Raw genomic sequence first — 19,291 nt, 5'->3', positions numbered from 1 at the left:
GGCCGGGCGCCACGCGCACGGTCGCCTACCTCCCCGACACCCGCTGCTCGATCGACTGGATCACCGGACCCCAGGCGTCCAGCACGTCGGTCAACTGCCGCTGACCCTGTAGGGCCTTGCCGTTGTACCGGTACGGCTCCCACTCCATCTTCAAGAACACCATGTCGTTCTCGATCCGCACGACATTCGCGTCGACCAGGGCGGTGAGCGCGACGCTGAAATCCGTCGGCGTGAACGGCTGCCGACCCTCGAACTTCTTGATGAACACCCCCCGCTCACCGGAGTGACCGTGGTTGCGGGTGAGGTTCATCAGCTTGTTCAGGAAACGGATGACCTTCTGGTCCGGGCTCGCCTCGTCGACCGGCTCCGACTCGGCCCGATACTCGTACCACGGGTGGCCCAGCTTGAGCTGTGGAGGCACCCGCAGCTCGAGATCGGACGCCGGCGGAAGCTGGGTCGAGGTGGGCGGAAGCTGCAACGACTCGTACACCTCGATCACGACCGAGGCGTCGTTGTCGCCACCCCGGGTCTCCGCCTCCGACCGCCGGGCGAACTCCAGCGCGGGCCCCTCGAACCGCACCGCGGCGGCGTGCACGAAGAGATCCGGGCCGAGCACCGTGCCCTGTGGCTTCCCCGGCACGGCGACGGTGCCGCGGCTGCGCACCGAGAGCTCGGCGAGCGGGCCGAGGATCTGCAGCACGCCGGCCGCCTCCGGCATCAGGTCGAAGCGGGTGACGTGCGGCCGCTCGGGACCCCGCTTGATCGCGAAGGTCACCTCGTAGACGTCCTCCGACACCTCGTCGACGCTGATGCTGGTCATCGATTCGGCCCACTCCGAGGCCATGATGGAGGCGTGCAGGGCCGCGAACTGCGACTCGCTGATCAGCTGGTCGCTGCGCGCCCCGACGAAGTCGAGCAGCAGCCCGGAGGCGTGCCCGATCTCGACGATCCGCTCCGGGGAGAAGACCGAACCGTCGAACTCGACCGACGCCACGTACGCCTCGAAGACCGGGCTCGCCCAGTTGTGCTCCGCCCGGAACGGATGCTCCGCGCCGAACGTCGAGATCCGCTTGACGTATTCCTGCCGAGTGTTCGCGCTCGGCAGGTACGACAGGTCGGGCGGTTCGGCTCCGTCCAGGAAGTGGCAGAGCCAGCGGATCTGCTCCCGAGGGGTGTACGTGCGGGTGGCGTCCGCCCCGAGCTCCTCCGCCAGTGGCTTGATCTTGAGCTGCTCCCGTTTCAGCAGGTTGTCGAGGATGTCCCGCAGGAGCGCGATCCGCCCCTCCGCCTGCGGGCCCGCGTCCTCGAACCGTCGCCGGATCTGCAGGAAGTTCGGCCGCCTGATCAGCATCGCCGCGACGGCGTCGAGGACGGGCGCGTAGCCGACGAACGCGTCGGCGTAGGCGCCCTCGGCCGCCCCGCGCAGCGATGCGATGAGCGCGTCGCGCGCGGCACCGTACTCCGCGGCGGCGCAGTCGGTCTGCGGGTCACGGCGCTTCACCACGCCGTCGACGTAGTCGGCGCACTGCAACGCCGCGAAGTGCGAGATCTCCCACCAGGCCACCGGAAGATCGAGGTCGCCCAGGGTGACCCAGATGTCCTCCAGCGTGCGCTCCCGCCCGAACAGGACGTAGCGCAGGCCCTGCTCCGCGAGGTCACCGAGCGACCCGATGAACTCGGTCCAGGACACGCCGGAGACCCGGGCCCGCGCCTCGTCGAGCGAGTCGATGACGACGATGGGGCGCTGCCGCCCGTCCAGCTCGGCCCGTACGTCGTGTGTGCCCAGGTAGCGCCCGAGCGCGTACTCCAGCGACGTCGCGCCCACTGCCTTGTCCAGGTCCAGCCGCCAGAGCGGCGCGTCGATCCGCGCCGCCAGCTCGAACGCGGTGGTGCTCTTCCCGGCGGCGCCCCGGGCGGAGACCAGCGTCACCAGCGGCTCCGGCTGGTCGTCCTTCTCCAGGAGCATCGGCGGAACGAAGAAGCTCTCACCTGTCCTGAGTGGAATCCCGAAGGCCTCGGTGCCCTTCCCCGGCAACGGGGTGTTGTGCAAGCTGAGGCAGAAGTTGTGGAACGACTCCATCGGCTCCGAACCCATGCCGCCTCCAGTCCCTCGGTCATCATCGCCGGTCTCCGTCCAGCACGTCGACTGCACCGGCCCGGTGGAGGTGACCCAGGAAGCAGGTGCGATCGAGGCAGGCTGCCGGGCGCCAAGTCTAGGGGTCCGCATCTCCGGTCGAAGGTTCACAGAGGACGGTCGAAAGAGTCGAAGGCCCGGCCGAGGCTCGGCTCCTCCTACCGTGGGAGGAGGCCGACTCGTCCCGCGGGCCGGCGGCCGGGACCGCGGGCGGGCGCTCGAAGGGGCTGACTCCGCGACCGTTAGAGCATGACGTACTCACCGATCTCGCTGCGGCAGGCCTACCGCTGGCACCGTCCGCTCATGTTCGTGGCCGCCACGATGGTGGCGCTCGGGCTCGTCTCCCTGGTCGGCCTGATCGTCGACGACCGGGTGCTGGTCGGGGCGCCGATCTGGCTGAAGCCGTTCAAATTCGCCGTCTCGCTCTTCATCTACCTCGTGACGCTGGCCTGGCTGATCTCGCTGATGCGGCGCGGCCGGCGGATCGGCTGGTGCGCCGGGAACGTGGTCGCCGTGACCGGCTTCATCGAGGTGGGGCTGATCGCGATGCAGGCCGGCCGCGGCCGGCAGAGCCACTTCAACGTCGCCACCACACTGGACGCCGCGATCTTCGGGCTGATGGCGCTGCTGATCGCCGTGCTGTACACCGCCTCACTGGTCCTCGCCGTACTGCTGATGTTCCAGCGTCTGCCCGATCCGGTGACCACCTGGACCCTGCGCCTGGGCCTGCTCATCGCGCTCGCCGGAATGGGGCTCGGCTACCTGATGGTGATTCCGACCCCCGCACAGGAGGCCGCCGACCCGGTCACCCTCGTGGGGGCGCACAGCGTCGGTGTCCCCGACGGCGGACCGGGTATGCCCATCACCGGCTGGAGCACCACCGGCGGCGACCTGCGGATCCCACACTTCGTGGGGATGCATGCCCTGCAAATGCTGCCGCTGCTCGCGATCGCCCTCGGCGCGCTGGCCGGGCGTCTCCCCCGGCTGCGCGACGACCGGGTCCGGCTCCGGTTGACCGTGGTGGCCGCGATCGCGTACGCCGGCCTGGTCGCGCTGGTGACCTGGCAGGCGCTGCGCGGTCAGGCGCTGATCCACCCGGACGCCGCGACGCTGGTCGCGGCCGGGGTGCTCGCCACGGTCACGGCCGTCGGTGTCCTGCTGGCGCTGCGCCGGCCCGCCCCGGCACCGTCGACCCGGGACGAGCCGCCGAAGGTGTACGCGTGAACCGCGCACCCCGGAGCGTCGAGCCCGGCCGACGCGGCGCTCTCCCCGCCGCCGCTGCGACGGGCCTACGCTGACGTGGTGCTCATTCGCTGGGTGTCGCGACTCTTCGACGACCGGTACGCCTGGCTGCGGCTGTCCCTGCTGGCCCTGAGCGGCGTCGGCTACCTGCTGTTCCGCCCGGTCGCCGACGGCCCCTACTCCCCCGTCGACTGGGCGCTCGCGGCGGCCGCCCTCGCGGTGTCCCCGGTCGGCGTGCGGTGGCCGTTCCCGGCCGCGCTCGGCGCGGCGCTGGTCTTCGCCGCGGCGGGCTGGCTCGGTCAGGCCGAGCCGATCGTCCCCCAGGTGGGTGCCACCTGGGCGGCCCTGGAGCTGACCCTGCGGGCGCCGATGCGACAGGTGGCGGTCGGCGCGGGCGCGCTGCTCGTCGGCTACCTCGTCGACTCGGCGCACGAACTGCCGTCGGGCCTGCCGACCTGGTTGTACGGCGTGACCGTCGTGGTGGGGGTGCCCCTGCTGGTGGGCCTGAACGTCCGGGCCAGCCACCGGCTCGCCCGGCAGGCCGAGCAGCGGGTGGCCGTCGAGGCGCGGGCGGCGCGGGCCGGTGAACGCGCCGCCATCGCTCGTGAGCTGCACGACCTGGTGGCGCACCACGTCGCGTCGATGGTGCTCCGGGTGGGGGTCGCCCGGCACGTACTGAGCGGCACCGACCCGCGGGTCGCCGAGGTCTTCGACGACCTGCACGCCAGCGGCAGCACCGCCCTCGCCGACCTGCGCCGGTTGGTGGCGGTGCTGCGCAACCCCGCCCTGGCCGACGGCGGTGCGGGGTACGTGCCGATCGAGCCGGGCGCGCTGCCCGAGGCGCTCGCGGAGGCGGTGTGCCGAGCCGTGAAGGGCGGCCTGACGGTGGAGGCGGCGATCGACCCGGAGGTGGCGACCTTGGACGCCGTGCGCGGGTTGGCGGTGCTCCGGCTGACGCAGGAGGGGCTGGCCAACGTGGCCCGGCACGCCGGGCCGGCGGCACGGGCACGGGTGTGCGTGCGGATGCGCGACGGGAACGTGCACTGGGAGGTCAGCGACGACGGCGGAGGCGGCAGCGAGGACGCCGGTCCGCGGCGGGGCGGCGACGACGGTGAGGGCCGACGGCGCGCCGAAGCCGGCCCGACGGTGGTCGAGGCCGGGCACGGGTTGATCGGGATGCGGGAGCGGGTCGAGCTGCTCGGCGGCAGCCTGGTCGCCGGGCCGGACGGCCCGGGTTGGCGGTTGCGCACGATCCTGCCGGCGGGAGCGGGCCGGTGATCCGGGTGCTGATCGTCGACGACCAGCGCCTGGTCCGCGCGGGCCTGCGCATGCTCTGCGATTCCGCGCCGGATCTGACGGTGGTGGGTGAGGCCGAGAACGGGCAGCAGGCGATCCGGCTGGTCGAGCAGGTCGCACCCGACGTGGTGCTGATGGATCTGCGGATGCCGCTGGTCGACGGCACCACGGCGACGGCGCGGATCCACGCGAGCCGGCCCGCCGTCCGGGTGCTGGTGCTGACCACCTTCGACGACGACGACCACCTCTTCCCCACGCTCGCCGCCGGCGCCTGCGGCTTCCTCGTCAAGGACGCCTCCCCGGACGAGCTGCTCGCCGCGATCCGTCAGGCGGCGGCCGGCGAGACGCCGTTCAGCCCGACGGTGCTGCGCCGCCTCGTCGATCAGGCGGTACGGGCACGGCTCGGCGACGCCCCGGCCCCGTCGCTGCCGGCGACCGTGACGGCCCGCGAGCGGGAGGTGCTCGCCTGCATCGGCGCCGGACTGTCCAACCGGGAGATAGCTGATCGGCTGCACCTCGGGGTGACCACCGTGAAGACCCACGTGACGAGCCTGCTGGCCAAGACGGGCGCGACGAACCGGATCCGGCTCGCGCTGCTCGCCGCGCAGTCCGGCCCGGTCGTCGAGGACTGAACCGCCGCGCGGCCCGGGCCGGGACCGGCGCGGCGTCGAGGCCGCGACGCATCGGGGCCGGTGTGTGCGACGGCGGCGGATACCCGACGAATCCGGTTGGTGACAGCGCCCCTCCCTTTCACCTCGGCCACCGACGCTGACACTCTGCTACCGGAAGGTCACCGAGCGGATGGGCGGGTCGGAGCGATGACGAAGCGTTGGTTGGTCACGGGATGCTCTAGCGGGCTCGGTCAGGCCCTCGTGGCCCGGCTCGCCGCCGAGGGCGAGCAGGTGGTGGCGACGGCGCGACGGCCGGAGGCGCTGGCCGACCTGTCGGCGCGGTACCCCGGCAACCTGGTGACGGCGGCGTTGGACGTACGGAACCCGGCGCAGTGCGCCGCAGCGGTCGAGCGGGCCGTCGGCGCGTTCGGCGGCGTAGACGTGCTGGTGAACAACGCCGCGTACGGGCAGTTCGGCACCTTCGAGGAGGTCTCCGACGCGGAGCTCGCCGGGCAGTTCGAGACGAACCTGTTCGGGCCGTGGCGGCTGACCAGGGCGGTGCTGCCGCTGTGGCGGGCCCAGGGCGCCGGTCACGCGATCTTCGTCAGCTCGGTCGCCGGCACGGTGCCCTTCCCCGGTCTCGCCGCGTACAACGCGAGCAAATCCGCGCTGGAGGGCGCGGCCGAGTCGCTCGCCGCCGAGGCCGGTCACGTCGGGGTGAAGGTGACGATCCTGCAGCCGGGCGGCTTCGCCACCGGTTACAGCGCCAACCTGGCGATCGCGGAGACCCGGATCGCCGACTACACGCCGGTCAGCGACGGCATGCTCGGCGCGCTGCGCGCCATGAACAGCAACGCGGAGATCAACCCGCCGGAGCTCTTCGCCGACGTGGTGTGGCGGCTCAGCCGCCTGGAGACGCCGCCGCTGCGCCTGCCGGTGGGACCGGACACGGAGGCTTTCCTGGAGGCTTCGTACGACGCCCGTCGCAGCGAGTACGACCAGGTCGTCAAGGCCGGCCACCACCGGCTCGCCTGATCCACGGCACCGCCCGCCGGCCGCTCCCGACGTCAAGGTCACCGATCTTGCGGACGTCCGGCCGGCGGCACCACGATCGGGACGCCCCGACGGTCCCCGCTGTCCGGAAGACCCGCCGAGAGCCGGCTCCCGGCGGACCCGCCGTGAGAGCGGCGTAACAGGTGATCATGCGGCGGGCGCGGCCGTAACGGACGTACCGTGAGATCGTGCCGAAAGACGTGATCACGACCGCCGACCTCGCCGAACTCCGCCGCACCGCGCTCGGGGCGGCCGACCCGCTCGGGATCGCCAGTGACCTGGCCGACGCCGTGGAGCAGGGCCGACTGGCGGAGCCCGACAGCGCCGGGGATGCGCTGACCCTCGCCTCCGAGATCGCCGAGATCCGGTCGCGGCTCGACGCCGCGCTGCGCTACGCGGACCGGGCCGCCGCCGCGTACCCCTCCCCGGACGACCCGAAGGCCGGGATCGCCCGGGCGGTGCGGGCCCGGATCCTGTTCCGCACCGGCGGGCGGGACGACGAGGCGATGGCGGAGCTGACCGCCCTGCGCCCCCTGCTGACCGAGCAGCCCGACGCCCCCGCGTACCTGAGCGCCGCGCTGGAGACCGGCGGCCGGGCGAAGACCTCCGAGGAGTGGCTGAGCGCGGCCCTCGACACCCTGCTCGGCCAGCGCGCCGCGGCAGCCGCGGAGGCCCAGGCCATCACCTCCACCGAACCGGTGGTGGAGGTCGGCCCACCCGAGGCGCCCGGGGTGACGTTCTTCCTGCTCCAGCAGCGCCACCGGGTACGCCGCAACCTCAACCTGCCGCACGACCGCAACGACGACCTGTCCGACCGGCTGGAGGCGCAGCTCGTCCAGCGCGCCCAGCAGAGCGGGGAGACCGACCTGCTCTTCTTCCCGCAGGCCGAGTTCGACCGCCTGCTCGGCGAGCAGGCCGCGCTGACCGAGACGTACGGGCCGGACTGGGACGCGCACCGGGCCCGGCTGGAGAAGGAGCTGGTTCGGCAGGCCGACGCCGGCGGCACCGGTCTGCACGTGCTGCGCGCGTCGGTGGCCGGGCTGACCGGTTACGCCGACCGGAAGGACGGCGACCCGACGGACCGGCAGACCCGGGTCGGGTACGCGGGTGAGCTGTCGACGCGTTCGGACGCGCGGATCTCCTGGCCGCCGGAGCGCAACGACACCTGCTGGTGCGGGTCCGGCCTGAAGTACAAGAAGTGCTGCCTGCCGCGCTCGCGCGGCTGAGCAGCAGCCCCGCCGTCCCCCGCTGCGGATTCGGGTCCCGACTCGGACCCGCAGCGGGGACTGCGACGACGAGGCGGCGGGCGCGCCCCTCCCGTCCGGGCCGCCCGACGTCCCTACCGCGATCCCGCGGAGGCGGAGATCAGCGCGTTCCCGCGCCGATGCGCGGCGGCGTGGCCGTTCCGTGGACCCGCCGGGCGTGCGCGGCGTAACGACGCCGCCCGATGATCGGCATGAGCAGCCGGATCGGTAGCGGCGCGTCCGCGAGCACCTCGTTGACCACCTCGCGGTCCCCCTCGTACATGACCATGCCCACGGCCAGCGGAACGTCCTTCTTCGGGGTGCTCGCCATCCCGTGCTCGCCGAGCTTCTTCCACTCCGCCGCGGTCACGTACTTCTCCGCCAACGGGAGGATCTCCGTCTCCTCCATGGCCATGTGCTCGATCAGCGCGACACGCAGGCGCTCCAGGGCGTCGGCGAGTTCGGTGCCGCCCTGGGCGGTGCTCCGCCAGCCGGGCAGCAGCCCGACCACCTCCGCGTGCGCCTCCTCGATGGCGTGGTGCTGCGCCTCCATGGTCGCGACGATGGCCTCGGCCGCCGCGCCGGCACGCTCGTGCAGCCGCGGCCACAGCTCCAGGTCCTCGCCCTCGTGGTGCCGGTGCAGGATGTTGCACAGCAGCTCGGCGTGTTCGCCGACGACGGCGGCGCGCCGGGTGTCCCCGGCGGCGACACCGCGCACGAGCTGCGGAAGCAGGCTGAACTCGCGACGCAGCATGGTGTGCGCCATGAACATGTCGCGGATGTCGGCCATGGCTTCGTTGTGGTTCCGGTTCACGGCGACCTTTCGGAAGGAATTCGACTGTCTTCACCCCGTGCCCGCCTCGGCTCGCCCGACCCGTGGCGCGACCGCGCCGAAGGTCGGTGACCGCGACAGGCACAGACCAGTTGATCCTTCCCGGCGCCACTTGCAACCGGCTTGGAATCCACCAACGGCCCGGCGGCAGGCCCCCGCAGGAGCCGGTCGTCTCCGGCCCCGATCACCCCGGCGAACGGGGACGTCCCGGCTGGGGGCAGGCCGCGGCCCGCACCGGCGTCAGGCGGTCGACGCGGCCGTCGCCTCGGCCAGCCAGTGTGGCGCGCCCCACCGGCGGGCGACCGTGGCCGCGAGCGTGAAGTGCCGGGTCGCCTCCTCGGTGCGCCCGAGCAGACGGAACAGCTCCCCGAGCGTCAGCGCGACCGGGCGCGCCACGAAGGTCGTGGTGGAGAAGCCGGCGAGTTGGTCGCGTACCGGGAGCAGGCCGTCGATCACCGACTGCGCCAGGTCCCGGCGCTCCAACGCCACCACGACCAGCGCGCGCACCGTGAGCAGGAGCGAGCGGAAGTAGTCGGGACGGTAGGAGTGCTGACCGAGCGGCATGGCCCGCGCCTCGTCGGCCCGACCGCTCTCGATCAGGGCCAGCGCCAGCAGGTCGTCGACGATCGCCCCGAACGTCTCGCGCGCCCGCCGGGTCGCGTCCAGATAATCGCCGAGGCGCCCCTGGCCCAGCAGCAGGATCGCGCGGGCGAAGTAGTCGAGGCTCTCCCCGTGCAGCGAGCCCTGCCGCCGCATCTCGGTCGCGGCCTCGTCGTAGTACCGCTGCGCCAGGGCGAAGTCACCGGCCACGTGCGCGAGACCGCCCTGTGAGGTGAGGTGGATCGCCCAGGCCTCGTTGAGCTGGTACGCGCGCGCCATCGCCCCCTGCCGGGCGACGCTGGCGCGTACCTCCGCCGGCTCGTTCAGCGCGGCCGCGGCCTGCCCGATCACCTGCTCGGCCAGCCAGCGGTACGCCACGAGGCCGTGTTCGTCGGCGAGGTCGCGCAGCTCCAGGGCCAGCTCCCGCCGCTGCGTTGCCGCCAGCTCGTACGACAGGGTACGGACCCGGGCGGCCAGCCCGAGGGCGCGCAGCTCCGGGTCGGCCAGCCCACGCGAAATCGCCAGCGCCTCCCGGCCGGCCTCCGGACCGCGTGGGTCCGCCTCGCCGTCGAGCTCGACGGTCAACGCCTCCAGCAGCCGACAACGAACCGTCGGCTCCAGGTCGCCCCGGCGCAGCAGCCGGGCCAGCAGGTCGACGATCCGCCGGTCCACCACGCCATACGGGCGGGTGAGCCACGGCGTGGGCACCGTCCACGCGGTGAACGCCGCGACGAGCAGCTCGTCCCGTCCGGAGGCAACCGCGACGTCGACCACCTCGGCCCGGCTCCGCCGGGCGGCGGTCAACGCTCCGGCCCGAGCCTGCGCGCGCAGCAGCCGGCCCAGCAGGTCGACCCGGAGCGCGTCCCGGTCCCCGCTGATCGCCTCCGCGACGTCCACCGCACGGCTGAGCAGCTCCGCCGCCGCGTCGTGGGCGAACCGCCGCTGCGCCAGCTCCGCCGCGCGGACCGCGTAGTCGACGGCGAGCGGCGCGGTCTCGGGCGAGGCGGAACGGGCGTAATGGTGGGCCAGGGCCGGATAGTCACCCGGACGCAGCCGGCGGATCACGGCCGCGACCCGGGCGTGCATCCGAACCCGCCGCAACTGGGACAGGTCCTGGTAGATGGTGTCGCGGACCAGGCCGTGCACGAACCGCACCCGCCCGGGCGCCGGTTCGGTGAGCAGCCCGGCAGCCAACCCGGCCTCCAACGCCTCGACGAGCGCGGCCTCGTCGGTGTCGGCGGCCGCCACGAGCGTCGCCACGTCCGCCTCCCGCCCGACGACCGCCGCGAGCCGCAGCACGGCCACCGCCGGCGGCGGCAGCCGGTTGAGGCGCCGACGCAGCACGTCGCGTACCCCCTCCGGCACCTCCGAGGTCGCCACGAGCGTGCCCTCGGCGGCGAGCAACCGTGCCGACTCGCGGACGTAGAACGGGTTACCGCCGGTGCGCTCGGCCAGCGCGGCGACTGTTCCCGCGTCGACGCTCGTGCGGGCGACGCTGCCGACCAGCCGTTCGACCTCGGCCGGCGACAGACCGCCGAGGTTGATCCGGCGTGGGGTCCGGCGGGCCAGCGCGGCCATGGTCTCGGTGAGCCGCTCGCGACTGTCGGCGGGCCGCGCCGCCGCGACGAACAGCACAGCGCCGTCGGCCAGCTCGACGACGCTGCGTACCAGCAGCAGCGTCTCGTCGTCGGCGGCGTGCAGGTCGTCGAGGACGACGGCGATCGGCTGGCGGGCGGCCGCAGCACGCAGCCAGGCGACGACGGCCTGGTGCAACCGGAACCGGCCGGCGGCCACGTCCCCGCCCAACTCACCCTCGCCGAGCAGCGGGGCGAGGGTCGAGGCGAGATCACCCGGCGGTGCCTCCCCGGCGAGCTGCCGCAGCGCCTCCACCCACGCCCAGGCCGGTGGCGCACCCTCGACCTCCGGGCAGCGGCCCACCACGACCAGCCAGCCCTGGCTGGCCAGCTCGGCCCGGAAGCGGGCGAGCAGGCTCGTCTTGCCGGCGCCGGCCTCCCCGCTGACCAGCGCGATCCGGGGTCCGGTGACCAGCGCCTCGGCGGCGGTCCGCCGCAGGGTGGCCAGCTCCGCCTCCCGCCCGATGAACAGCTCGTCGGAGCCGGCGGGACGCAGTGTCGGCGGCTCCGGCCGGATGGACGCGTCTGCCCCGGTCGGCGCGGCGGCCGCCTCGCCGGGCGGCGGCGCCGGTGTTCCGGGCTCCGGCGTGCCGGACGGAAGGAGGTCGACACGCTGACCCAGGATGGCCAGCTCCAACTGGACCAGCGCCGGGCCCGGATCCAGGCCCAGCTCCTCCGCCAGGACCTCCCGGGCCCGCCGCAGCGCGGCGAGCGCGTCCCCCTGCCGACCCGCGCGCCACAACGCCAACGCCAGCAGCCGCCAGCTCTCCTCGCGCAGCGGCGCCTGCCTCGTCAACACCTCCGCCTCCGCGGCTGCCTCGGCCGCCGCGCCGGAGCGCAGCGTCGCGTCGAGCAGCAGCTCCCGAGCGGCGAAGCGCAGCTCCTCCAGCCGGGTCACCTCCGGCTGCGCCCATGGTTCTCCGGCGAACTCGGCGTACGCCGGGCCACGCCACAGGTCGAGACCCCCGCCCAGCAGCAGGCGGGCCCGGCCCGGATCCGCCGAGCTGACCGAACGCGCCTGCGCGAGCATCGTCTCGAACCGTCCCGCGTCGACGGCGTCGGCGCTCACCCGCAGCGCGTAGCCGGGCGGTGCGGTCACCAGCACCCGGGCCGGTACCCGACGCTCCCGATCCGGCTCCAGCAGGCGACGCAGGTTCGACACGTACGCCTGGAGGGAGGCGATCGCCCGGGGTGGCGGCGCACCCCGCCACAGATCGTTGATCATCCGGCCGACGGGGACGACCTCACCGCGCGCCGAGAGCAGCAGCGCGAGCACGGCACGTTGGCGGGGGCCACCGAGGTCGACCGTTCCGCCCGTGTCGACCTCGACCTCGAGAGGTCCGAGCACCCGCAGCAGCATGACGGGGTCGATCGTATCGGCGGCGTGCCGGGTCCAGGACCTTCCCGCCGGGGGAGGTCAGCCACGTCACCGAAGATGTGACCTGACAGCGAAGCGTCCACCGTGCCCCTGGGGGCGGCGGAGGATCACCCTTCGTCGATCAGCTTCGCCAGGGCGGCGTCGCCCTGCGCCAGCACCGAACCGTCGACCCGGACCACCATGACCCGGTGGCAGCCGTCGAGCTCGACGTACGTCTGCGGGTCCTCCCCGGTCGTGGCCCAGAGCAGCGCGAAGCGGCTGGCCTGCTCGGTGCAGACCGCCACCGGCCTGGCTTCCCGCAGCGCCCGCCCGATCGCCGCGCCGCGCTGCGGCGGCAGCACCGTGCCGTGTACGAAGTTGCCGGTGCCCGGCTCGCTCTTGCGCACCTCGTAGACGCAGAGGCGGATCTGCCGGCCGGTGGGGAGGGGCTCCGGTAGCGCCTCGCGCGGGGCGCCGGGGTTCACCGTCGTCTCCAGCGCGATCACGTCCTTCCACTCCTGACTGCAGCCCGCCGCGGCCGCCTCGGCCGAGACCAACTCGGCTACGGTCCGGGTCGAGACGGTGGTCATCGGAAGTGCGGCGAGCGCGTCGCGTACCTCGGCCCGGAGCTTGCTGCACCCGTCGAGCGGCAGGCCGGGACGGACCCAGCGGCCGTCGGCGTCGACCAGTACGAGCCAGGGGGCAATCGGCATCTCCGTGGTGCAGAGCCCGTTGGTGGGCGGCTCGTCCGCCAGGCGGAGCGCGGCGGTGAGGGCGTCCACCTCCTCGGTACGACGTTCCGTGAGCACCCGGTCCTGACCGCCGTCGGGACGCTGCTGCGTCTCCTGCCCGCAGACGACCGCCGCGACCGGGGTGAAGTCGTCGTCGAGTCGGGGCAGCGCGCCCGCGTCCGGAGCCGTGACCAGAAAGCCCACCGTCGCCGTCTCCGGAGCGACCTCGACACACGAGCTCCAGCGCCCCGCCGGATCACCCGCCGCCCTCTCCACCGCCGGGCCGTGCTCGACAGGGGCGCAGCCCACCAACGCCAGACCGACGAGCACGACCGCTACCCGGCCGCCGACCGTACGCACGAACATCCGGCCTCCTTCGTTCCCGACCGTTGAGACGGGCGACGGCCGGCCCCGGTTCCCGTGGCCGGACACCGAGTTCGCGCCCCGCCGCGGCTACCCGGCGTGGCGGCGGCCGAGGCGCTCAGGGGCGGCGGATCGCCCGCCAGGCCGCCGTGAGCGTCGCCCGGTCCGCCTCGTCGACCAGCTCCGGCGCACCGAGTGCCATGGCCGCCTCGATCAGGGCCGCGCCGGCCGTGCTCCACGGCTCCACGAGGAGCTCCTCGTCGTCGTCCTCGTCGAAGATGAAGGCGGCCGACCCGGCGCGCTGCCGGGCGCTTGCTGTCACGCATATCGAGATGGCGGCGAAACCGCTACCGATCGGGGACCCGGCGGGACCGGCACCGGGCACCGCGAGCACCCCGGAGTGATCGCCGTCGCGGTAGGCGGCGCCGTTGGGCTGGCCGCTCAACCAGCGCTCCCAGGCACGGCGGTACGCGCCGGCGGCCCCCGGATGTCGCGCCGCGGCCAGGTCACGGGCGACGACTTCGGTGAGCCGGTCGGCCCGGTCCAGGACCTCCACCACGGCGGCTCCGTTCGGGCCGAACAGGAGCGCGGGGGAGAGCTCCGCCAGGACGTCGACGGCGAAGACCCGCCGGTAGCTCGCGTCGGCGCGCAGGTTCCACCCGGCGCCTTCGAGGGCGACCCGTTCCTCCTCGGTCTCCGCGGGGACGCTCCGGACCCGGAACAGCCGGCCCGGCCAGCGCGCCGGGCGTACGGCGTCGAGCCGGTGGTGGAGCACGATCCACGGCGGGTCGAACGACGGCAGCCGGACCCGGGCGCCCACCTGCGCGCCCGCCAGCGGATGGTCCGGTTCATTGTTGGCGTACACGAAGCCGTCGACCACGCGGCGCACGATAGCGCCTGTCGATCCCGACGTCGTCGGCCCGCCCCGCCCGGCGGAGCCGGACCGGAACGCGTTGGCGGGGAGCTGTCACCTGCGGCCCGACCAGGTCACCGGCGGGCGGTAGGGTCACGGTGGCCGGCAACCGGCGACCGGGCCACCCGGCGGGGCGGCCACCCGGACCGGCCGACCAGGCTCGAAGGGAAGGCACCTCAACGATGGCGATTCCGCATCTCACCGCCGCCGACGGCACCTCGTTGCCGGCGATCGGTCTGGGCACCTACCGGCTGACCGGTTCCGACGGGGTCGAGTCGATCGGTCAGGCGATCCAGGCCGGCTACCGGCTCCTCGACTCCGCGGTCAACTACGAGAACGAGGGGGCGGTGGGTCGCGCCGCGCGCGCCGCCGCCGTACGCGACGAGCTGATCGTCACCTCGAAGCTGCCGGGACGACACCACCGCTACGCCGAGGCACTGACCACGATCGAGGAGAGCGTCTACCGCACCGGCCGCGACCAGATCGACCTGTACCTGATCCACTGGCCCAACCCGAAGGTCGACCTCTACGTGGAGGCGTGGCGCGCCCTGATCGAGGCGCGCGAGCGGGGCCTCGTCCGGCACATCGGCCTGTCGAACTTCCTGCCCGAGCACATCGACCGGCTGCTGTCGGAGACCGGCGTCGCCCCGGTCGTGAACCAGATCGAGATCCACCCCTACTTCCCGCAGCAGGAGGCCCTCGACTACCACCGCGCGCACGGGATCCTCGTGCAGGGGTGGAGTCCGCTCGGTCGGGGCAACGACCTGCAGGACAACCAGACCATCGCCGAGATCGCGGCCGCGCACGGCGTCACTCCGGCGCAGGCCATCCTCGCCTGGCACGTGGCCCGCGAGGTGATCCCGCTGCCGAAGGCCGCGTCGCCGAAGCGGCAGCAGGAGAACCTCGACATCTTCGGCATCGAGCTCACCGACGCCGAGATCGCTGCCATCACCGCGCTGGGTCGCCCCGACGGGCGCCTCGCGGACCAGGATCCGGCGGTGTACGAGGAGTTCTGACGGCAGGATCTCCCTGCCGGTGCTGCCCTGGGGCCGACGACGCCGGCCGTTGCAGTAGCAGCTCCACCAACTGCATGAGCGATCAAGGCCGTGACCCGTGGCTCCACAGGTCACGGCCTTGATCGTTCGCGCGCCCGGAGGGCTTCGAAGCCCTACGAGACAGTCTTGTCAACCGATGTAGCCGTTCTCCGTCAACCAGGACTTGGCGACATCCGCCGGATCCTCACCATCCACGTCGACCTTCGCATTGAGCTCGACCATCGTTGCGTCGTCGAGCGCCGTCGCGATCGGCGCGAAGATCTCCTTGATCTCGGGGTGCTTGGCGAGCACCTCGGCCCGAACGTTCACGGATCCGTTGAAGGGCGGAAAGAACTGCTTGTCGTCGGTCAGCACGGTGAGACCGAGAGAACTCACCCGGCCGTCCGTGGAGGTGATCGAGCCGAAGGCACAATCACCCTTGTCGACCTGGTTGAAGACGAGGGCGTCCTGCACGTTGGAGACGTTGCCCGGTGCGAGCTTGAAGCCGTACGCCTTTTCGAGGCCGGGTAGACCGTCGGGCCGGGTGGAGAACTCCCCGCCGACGCAGAAGGTCGCCTCCCCGGGGTTGCTGGCGACCAGCGCGGCGACGTCGGAGATCGAGGCGACGCCGAGCCGCTCAGCGGTCTCGTTGCTCGCCGCGATCGCGTAGGTGTTGTTGAAAGGGGCCGGATCGAGCCAGGCGACACCGTTGGCGGCGTCGGCGTCGCGGACCGCTTCGAACTGCGCCTTCGCCCCGGGGATGCCCTTCTCCTTCTGCAGGTAGGTCACCCAGCCGGTGCCGAGGTACTCCCAGTACAGGTCGATCTCGCCGGAGGTCAGCGCGCCGCGGACGGTCGTACTGCCCTGCAAGCCGATCTGGTCCTCCACCTTGGCGCCGGCGGCGGTGAGCGCGAGCTTGGTCAGATTCCCGAGGATGAGTTGCTCGGTGAATTCCTTGGAACCGACGGTCAGCGTCGCGCCGCCGAGGTCGAACTTCTCGCCGATGCTTCCGCTACCCGCGACATCGTCGTTGCCGTCGCTGCCGCACGAGGCGACGAACATCACCAGCGCGAGTGCGCCGGCGAGCACAGGCCACCGTCCTCGTTTCTTCGTGTTGCTCATGTTTCCTCCTCTGATACCCAACGACATCGGACGAAGCCGCGGTGGGTCAAAGCCCCTTGGGGCGCAGAGCGTCCTCGACGATGCCGGCCACCCAGTCAAGGAGCAGTGCCAGAACGGCGGTGAGGACGCTTCCGGTGATGAGAACGGGCATCCGGTCGAAGCGGATCCCCTGGTCGATAAGGAAGCCGAGGCCTCCGGCACCGACGAAGGTCGCCAGAGTGGCGGTGCCGACGTTGATGATGAGCGCCGTGCGGATACCGGCAAGTAGGACCGGCACGCTCAGCGGCAGCTCGACGCGGCGAAGCACCTGCCAGCCACTCAAACCCATCCCCCGGCCCGACTCGACGAGCATGCGATCGACCTGGTTCAGACCGACGATGGTGTTACGGAGGACCGGCAGCGCGGCATAGATGACCAGGGCGTAGACAGCCTGGTCGAAGCCGATGCCGACGGTGATCGCCATCAGCACCAGAACCCCGATCGACGGCGTTGCCTGACCGATGTTGGCGACGGCGAGCACTACTGGGGAGAACCTCCGGACCGCCGGCCGGGTCAGCACCACCCCCAACGGCACTGCCAGGAGGACGACGATCAGGGTGGAGACGAAGGTGAGCTCCACATGCTCGATCAACTTCTCACGAATAGTGTCGGCGTTGAGGCTCGCCTGGGAGATCCTGTCGAGATCCTGGTTGCGCACGTAGAGGTAGAGCGCCAGGCAGACGGCGGCGAGCAACGCCGGGGTGCCCAACCGACGCCAGAACCGTGACGGTCCGCCGAGTTCGGTGAGGAGGTCGTCGGCGTTGGGCGCGGCCTCGCGGGTCCTGGCCCCGAATGCTGGGATGGCCACCTTAAACGGCCTCCGTCGGCCGACCTGCCGTGTCCCGGTCCCGGGCCTGCACGCTCTCCCGCATCTCGTCGATGGCCCGCATGACTGTGCGCATGTCGACGATGCCCTGGTACCGGCGCTGGTCGTCGACGACGATGGCGCATCCGACCCGCGAGGTGACCATCTCGTTCAGTGCGTCGTGCAGTGTGGCATGTGGCTCCACTGTGGCCGCCGCAGGAAGCCCCACCCGGTCGAGCGATTCGCCCGAACGGGCCAGGTCGTGGCCGGTGACCCAGCGAACCGGTCGCTGGTTCTCGTCGAGCAAGAGCAGCGACCCGTGATCGCCGTCGGCGAGCGTCCGGCGAAGGTGTGCCCGATCGTCGTCGAGCCGGCCGACCGCCCACTGGTTGAGTTCCACGTCCCGGACCCGGCTCAGGCTCAGTCGCTTGAGGGAGGCGCCCGAGCCGATGAAATCCGCGACGAAGTCGTCGGCCGGAGCTGTCAGGATCGCCTCCGGGGTGTCGTACTGCGCGATCTTCGACCCCTTCGTGAGGATCGCGATCCGGTCGCCGAGCTTGATCGCCTCGTCGATGTCGTGGGTCACGAAGACGATGGTCTTGCGAAGGTCGTTCTGTAGGCGGAGGAACTCGTTCTGGAGGCGCTCGCGTGTGATCGGGTCGATGGCGCCGAACGGCTCGTCCATCAGCAGCACCGGAGGATCGGCGCTCATCGCCCGGGCGACCCCGACCCGTTGGCGCTGACCGCCTGACAGTTCCTTCGGGTATCGCTTGCGGTAGGCCGACGGCTCCATACCCACCAGATCCAGCAGTTCGTCGACGCGCTGGGAGATCCGGGACCGGCTCCACCCGAGCAGCCCAGGCACCATGCCGATGTTCTCGGCGATCGTCATGTGCGGGAACAGGCCGATCTGTTGGATGACATAGCCGATCCGGCGGCGTAGCTGATCGGCGTTGACGTCGGTCACGTCCTCGCCGTCGATGAAGATGCGTCCCGAGGTCGGCTCGATGATCCGATTGATCATCTTCAGACTGGTGGTCTTGCCGCAGCCGGAGGGTCCGACCAGAACCACGATCTCGCCCGCCGGTATGTCCATGGTGAGGTTGTCCACGGCCGGTTCGGCCTGACCCGGATAGCGCTTGGTCAACGACTCGAGGCGGATGGGTGCTGCCGCCGCCATGGTCCCTTGTTCATGCTCAGTCATCACAGCCCCTTCGATGTCGTCATCCTCGAGACCACGCCAAGGACGCCGTCCAGCAGCAGCGCCAGCACCGCCACGAAGAGCGTTCCGCTGAAGGCAAGGTTGAATCCGCGCTGGGTGCCGATCGCCGAGAGCCCCTGGAAGATCGGACCACCGAGGCCGGGCCCGTTGACGATGGCCGCGATGGCCGCGATCCCGACGATCATCAGTGTGGACACACGTATGCCGGCCATGATGACCGGCCAGGCGAGCGGTAGCTCGACGCGGAGCAGCCGCTGGCGGCGGGAGAGCCCCATGCCCTGTGCCGATTCGACGACAGCCGGATCGACCGAACGCAGCCCGGTGATGGTGTTGCGTGCGATGGGAAGCAGTGCGTACAGCACCAACGCGACGACCGTGGGCACCGCCCCGAGACCGAAAATAGGTATGAACAGTCCGAACAGGGCAAACGACGGCACGGTCAGGAAGGCGCCGGTCACCGTGAGTACAGTTCTGGCTCCGCTTCGATTGCGATAAGTTGCCAGGCCCAACCCGAGTGCGATCACAGTCGCCAGCAAAATTGTGACGAATACCACAAGCAAATGCTCGACGGTCAGCTCGAGCAGGTCAGGCCACTCTCGTTCCAGATATGCGGGCACGCCGGAGATGTAGTCGAGGAACGTCATTGGCGAGCCAGCTTAACGGATGACGTTTCACGTTTGACGGGGGCCCTGGCCTGCGGCCGGGCTGCTTGTCACGTGGCCGGTCCGTCCGGGCTCGACGACGGCGGCGCACGCTCGTGAAGTGACTACGCAATTACCGGTGCGGGACGTACCCGTGCGCAGCGAGCGACGGTCGCCATTGGACCTCGTGTCATGGGCCGGCCGACGGCTTGATTAACGCATCCAGGTGGAGCCGGAGTAAGTTGTCGAACGTCCCGAGGTATTGAGAGATCCGGACATCTAATACCAGGCGACCGTTGCAACGCATTCGCCAGCCGACATTGGTCGACAATGGTCCTGGTCATACCGGGAAAACTCATTGAGTGTGCAGCCAGGAGGGCCTGGTCCGCACCTCCCGACCGTTTCGACGTCGATCGTG

Annotated in this window: 15 protein-coding genes; 6 read left to right on the top strand and 9 right to left on the bottom strand. The window is 71.8% G+C overall.

Translation table 11 applies throughout. The features are described from left to right. Positions 1-25 precede the first annotated feature (25 nt). On the bottom strand, positions 26-2,095 hold the full coding sequence (locus D7147_RS22140) for a hypothetical protein (RefSeq protein WP_120680745.1): 2,070 nt from the start codon (positions 2,093-2,095) through the stop codon (positions 26-28). 288 nt (positions 2,096-2,383) lie between these two features. Here D7147_RS22140 and D7147_RS22135 point away from each other — a divergent pair, with 288 nt between their 5' ends. The 5 genes from D7147_RS22135 to D7147_RS22115 all read left to right on the top strand — a co-directional run bounded on the left by D7147_RS22135 (position 2,384) and on the right by D7147_RS22115 (position 7,562). Further along, positions 2,384-3,358, top strand: a complete 975-nt coding sequence (locus D7147_RS22135; RefSeq protein WP_120680743.1) for a hypothetical protein — start codon at positions 2,384-2,386, stop codon at positions 3,356-3,358. 78 nt (positions 3,359-3,436) lie between these two features. Beyond that, the gene (locus D7147_RS22130; protein ID WP_325050678.1) at positions 3,437-4,654 is read left to right on the top strand and encodes a sensor histidine kinase; all 1,218 of its coding nucleotides are present in this window, start codon (positions 3,437-3,439) and stop codon (positions 4,652-4,654) included. Beyond that, a complete protein-coding gene (locus D7147_RS22125) occupies positions 4,651-5,304 on the top strand; it encodes a response regulator (RefSeq protein WP_120680741.1) in 654 nt (217 codons plus the stop codon). Before D7147_RS22130 ends, D7147_RS22125 begins: the two co-directional genes overlap by 4 nt. Positions 5,305-5,490: 186 nt before the next feature. After that, complete coding sequence (locus D7147_RS22120) at positions 5,491-6,318, top strand: SDR family oxidoreductase (protein WP_120680740.1); 828 nt, start codon at positions 5,491-5,493, stop codon at positions 6,316-6,318. Positions 6,319-6,524: 206 nt separating this feature from the next. Further along, a complete protein-coding gene (locus D7147_RS22115; protein WP_120680738.1) occupies positions 6,525-7,562 on the top strand; it encodes an SEC-C domain-containing protein in 1,038 nt (345 codons plus the stop codon). Positions 7,563-7,701: 139 nt separating this feature from the next. Here the strand turns inward: D7147_RS22115 and D7147_RS22110 are convergent, their stop codons facing one another. From D7147_RS22110 to D7147_RS22095, 4 genes are all read right to left on the bottom strand, one after another. After that, entirely contained in the window at positions 7,702-8,370 is a 669-nt protein-coding gene (locus D7147_RS22110) for a hemerythrin domain-containing protein (protein WP_120681100.1), read from the bottom strand. Positions 8,371-8,652: 282 nt separating this feature from the next. Then, complete coding sequence (locus D7147_RS22105; protein ID WP_120681098.1) at positions 8,653-11,994, bottom strand: ATP-binding protein; 3,342 nt, start codon at positions 11,992-11,994, stop codon at positions 8,653-8,655. 137 nt (positions 11,995-12,131) lie between these two features. Further along, on the bottom strand, positions 12,132-13,100 hold the full coding sequence (locus tag D7147_RS22100; RefSeq protein WP_120680736.1) for a hypothetical protein: 969 nt from the start codon (positions 13,098-13,100) through the stop codon (positions 12,132-12,134). Between the two features lie 115 nt (positions 13,101-13,215). Further along, entirely contained in the window at positions 13,216-13,977 is a 762-nt protein-coding gene (locus D7147_RS22095; protein ID WP_120680734.1) for a hypothetical protein, read from the bottom strand. A gap of 215 nt (positions 13,978-14,192) precedes the next feature. Here D7147_RS22095 and D7147_RS22090 point away from each other — a divergent pair, with 215 nt between their 5' ends. Beyond that, positions 14,193-15,026 carry an aldo/keto reductase gene (locus tag D7147_RS22090; protein WP_120680732.1) on the top strand — a complete coding sequence of 278 codons (834 nt, stop codon included), beginning with the start codon at positions 14,193-14,195 and terminating at the stop codon, positions 15,024-15,026. A gap of 168 nt (positions 15,027-15,194) precedes the next feature. Here D7147_RS22090 and D7147_RS22085 read toward each other — a convergent pair whose 3' ends face one another. The 4 genes from D7147_RS22085 to D7147_RS22070 form a co-directional block, all read right to left on the bottom strand. After that, on the bottom strand, positions 15,195-16,166 hold the full coding sequence (locus D7147_RS22085; RefSeq protein ID WP_158609373.1) for a glycine betaine ABC transporter substrate-binding protein: 972 nt from the start codon (positions 16,164-16,166) through the stop codon (positions 15,195-15,197). A gap of 46 nt (positions 16,167-16,212) precedes the next feature. Further along, complete coding sequence (locus tag D7147_RS22080) at positions 16,213-16,914, bottom strand: ABC transporter permease (RefSeq protein ID WP_158609372.1); 702 nt, start codon at positions 16,912-16,914, stop codon at positions 16,213-16,215. A gap of 100 nt (positions 16,915-17,014) precedes the next feature. Next, entirely contained in the window at positions 17,015-18,214 is a 1,200-nt protein-coding gene (locus D7147_RS22075; RefSeq protein ID WP_120680726.1) for a betaine/proline/choline family ABC transporter ATP-binding protein, read from the bottom strand. Beyond that, positions 18,214-18,876 carry an ABC transporter permease gene (locus tag D7147_RS22070; RefSeq protein WP_120680724.1) on the bottom strand — a complete coding sequence of 221 codons (663 nt, stop codon included), beginning with the start codon at positions 18,874-18,876 and terminating at the stop codon, positions 18,214-18,216. The genes D7147_RS22075 and D7147_RS22070 overlap by 1 nt, the downstream gene beginning before the upstream one ends. Between the last annotated feature and the right edge of the window lie 415 nt (positions 18,877-19,291).

Origin of the sequence: Micromonospora musae, assembly GCF_003626545.1 — a bacterium.
Taxonomy (GTDB): domain Bacteria; phylum Actinomycetota; class Actinomycetes; order Mycobacteriales; family Micromonosporaceae; genus Micromonospora; species Micromonospora musae.
Note: the sequence above shows the minus strand (reverse complement) of the source record. Positions and strands in the feature narration are given on the sequence as shown.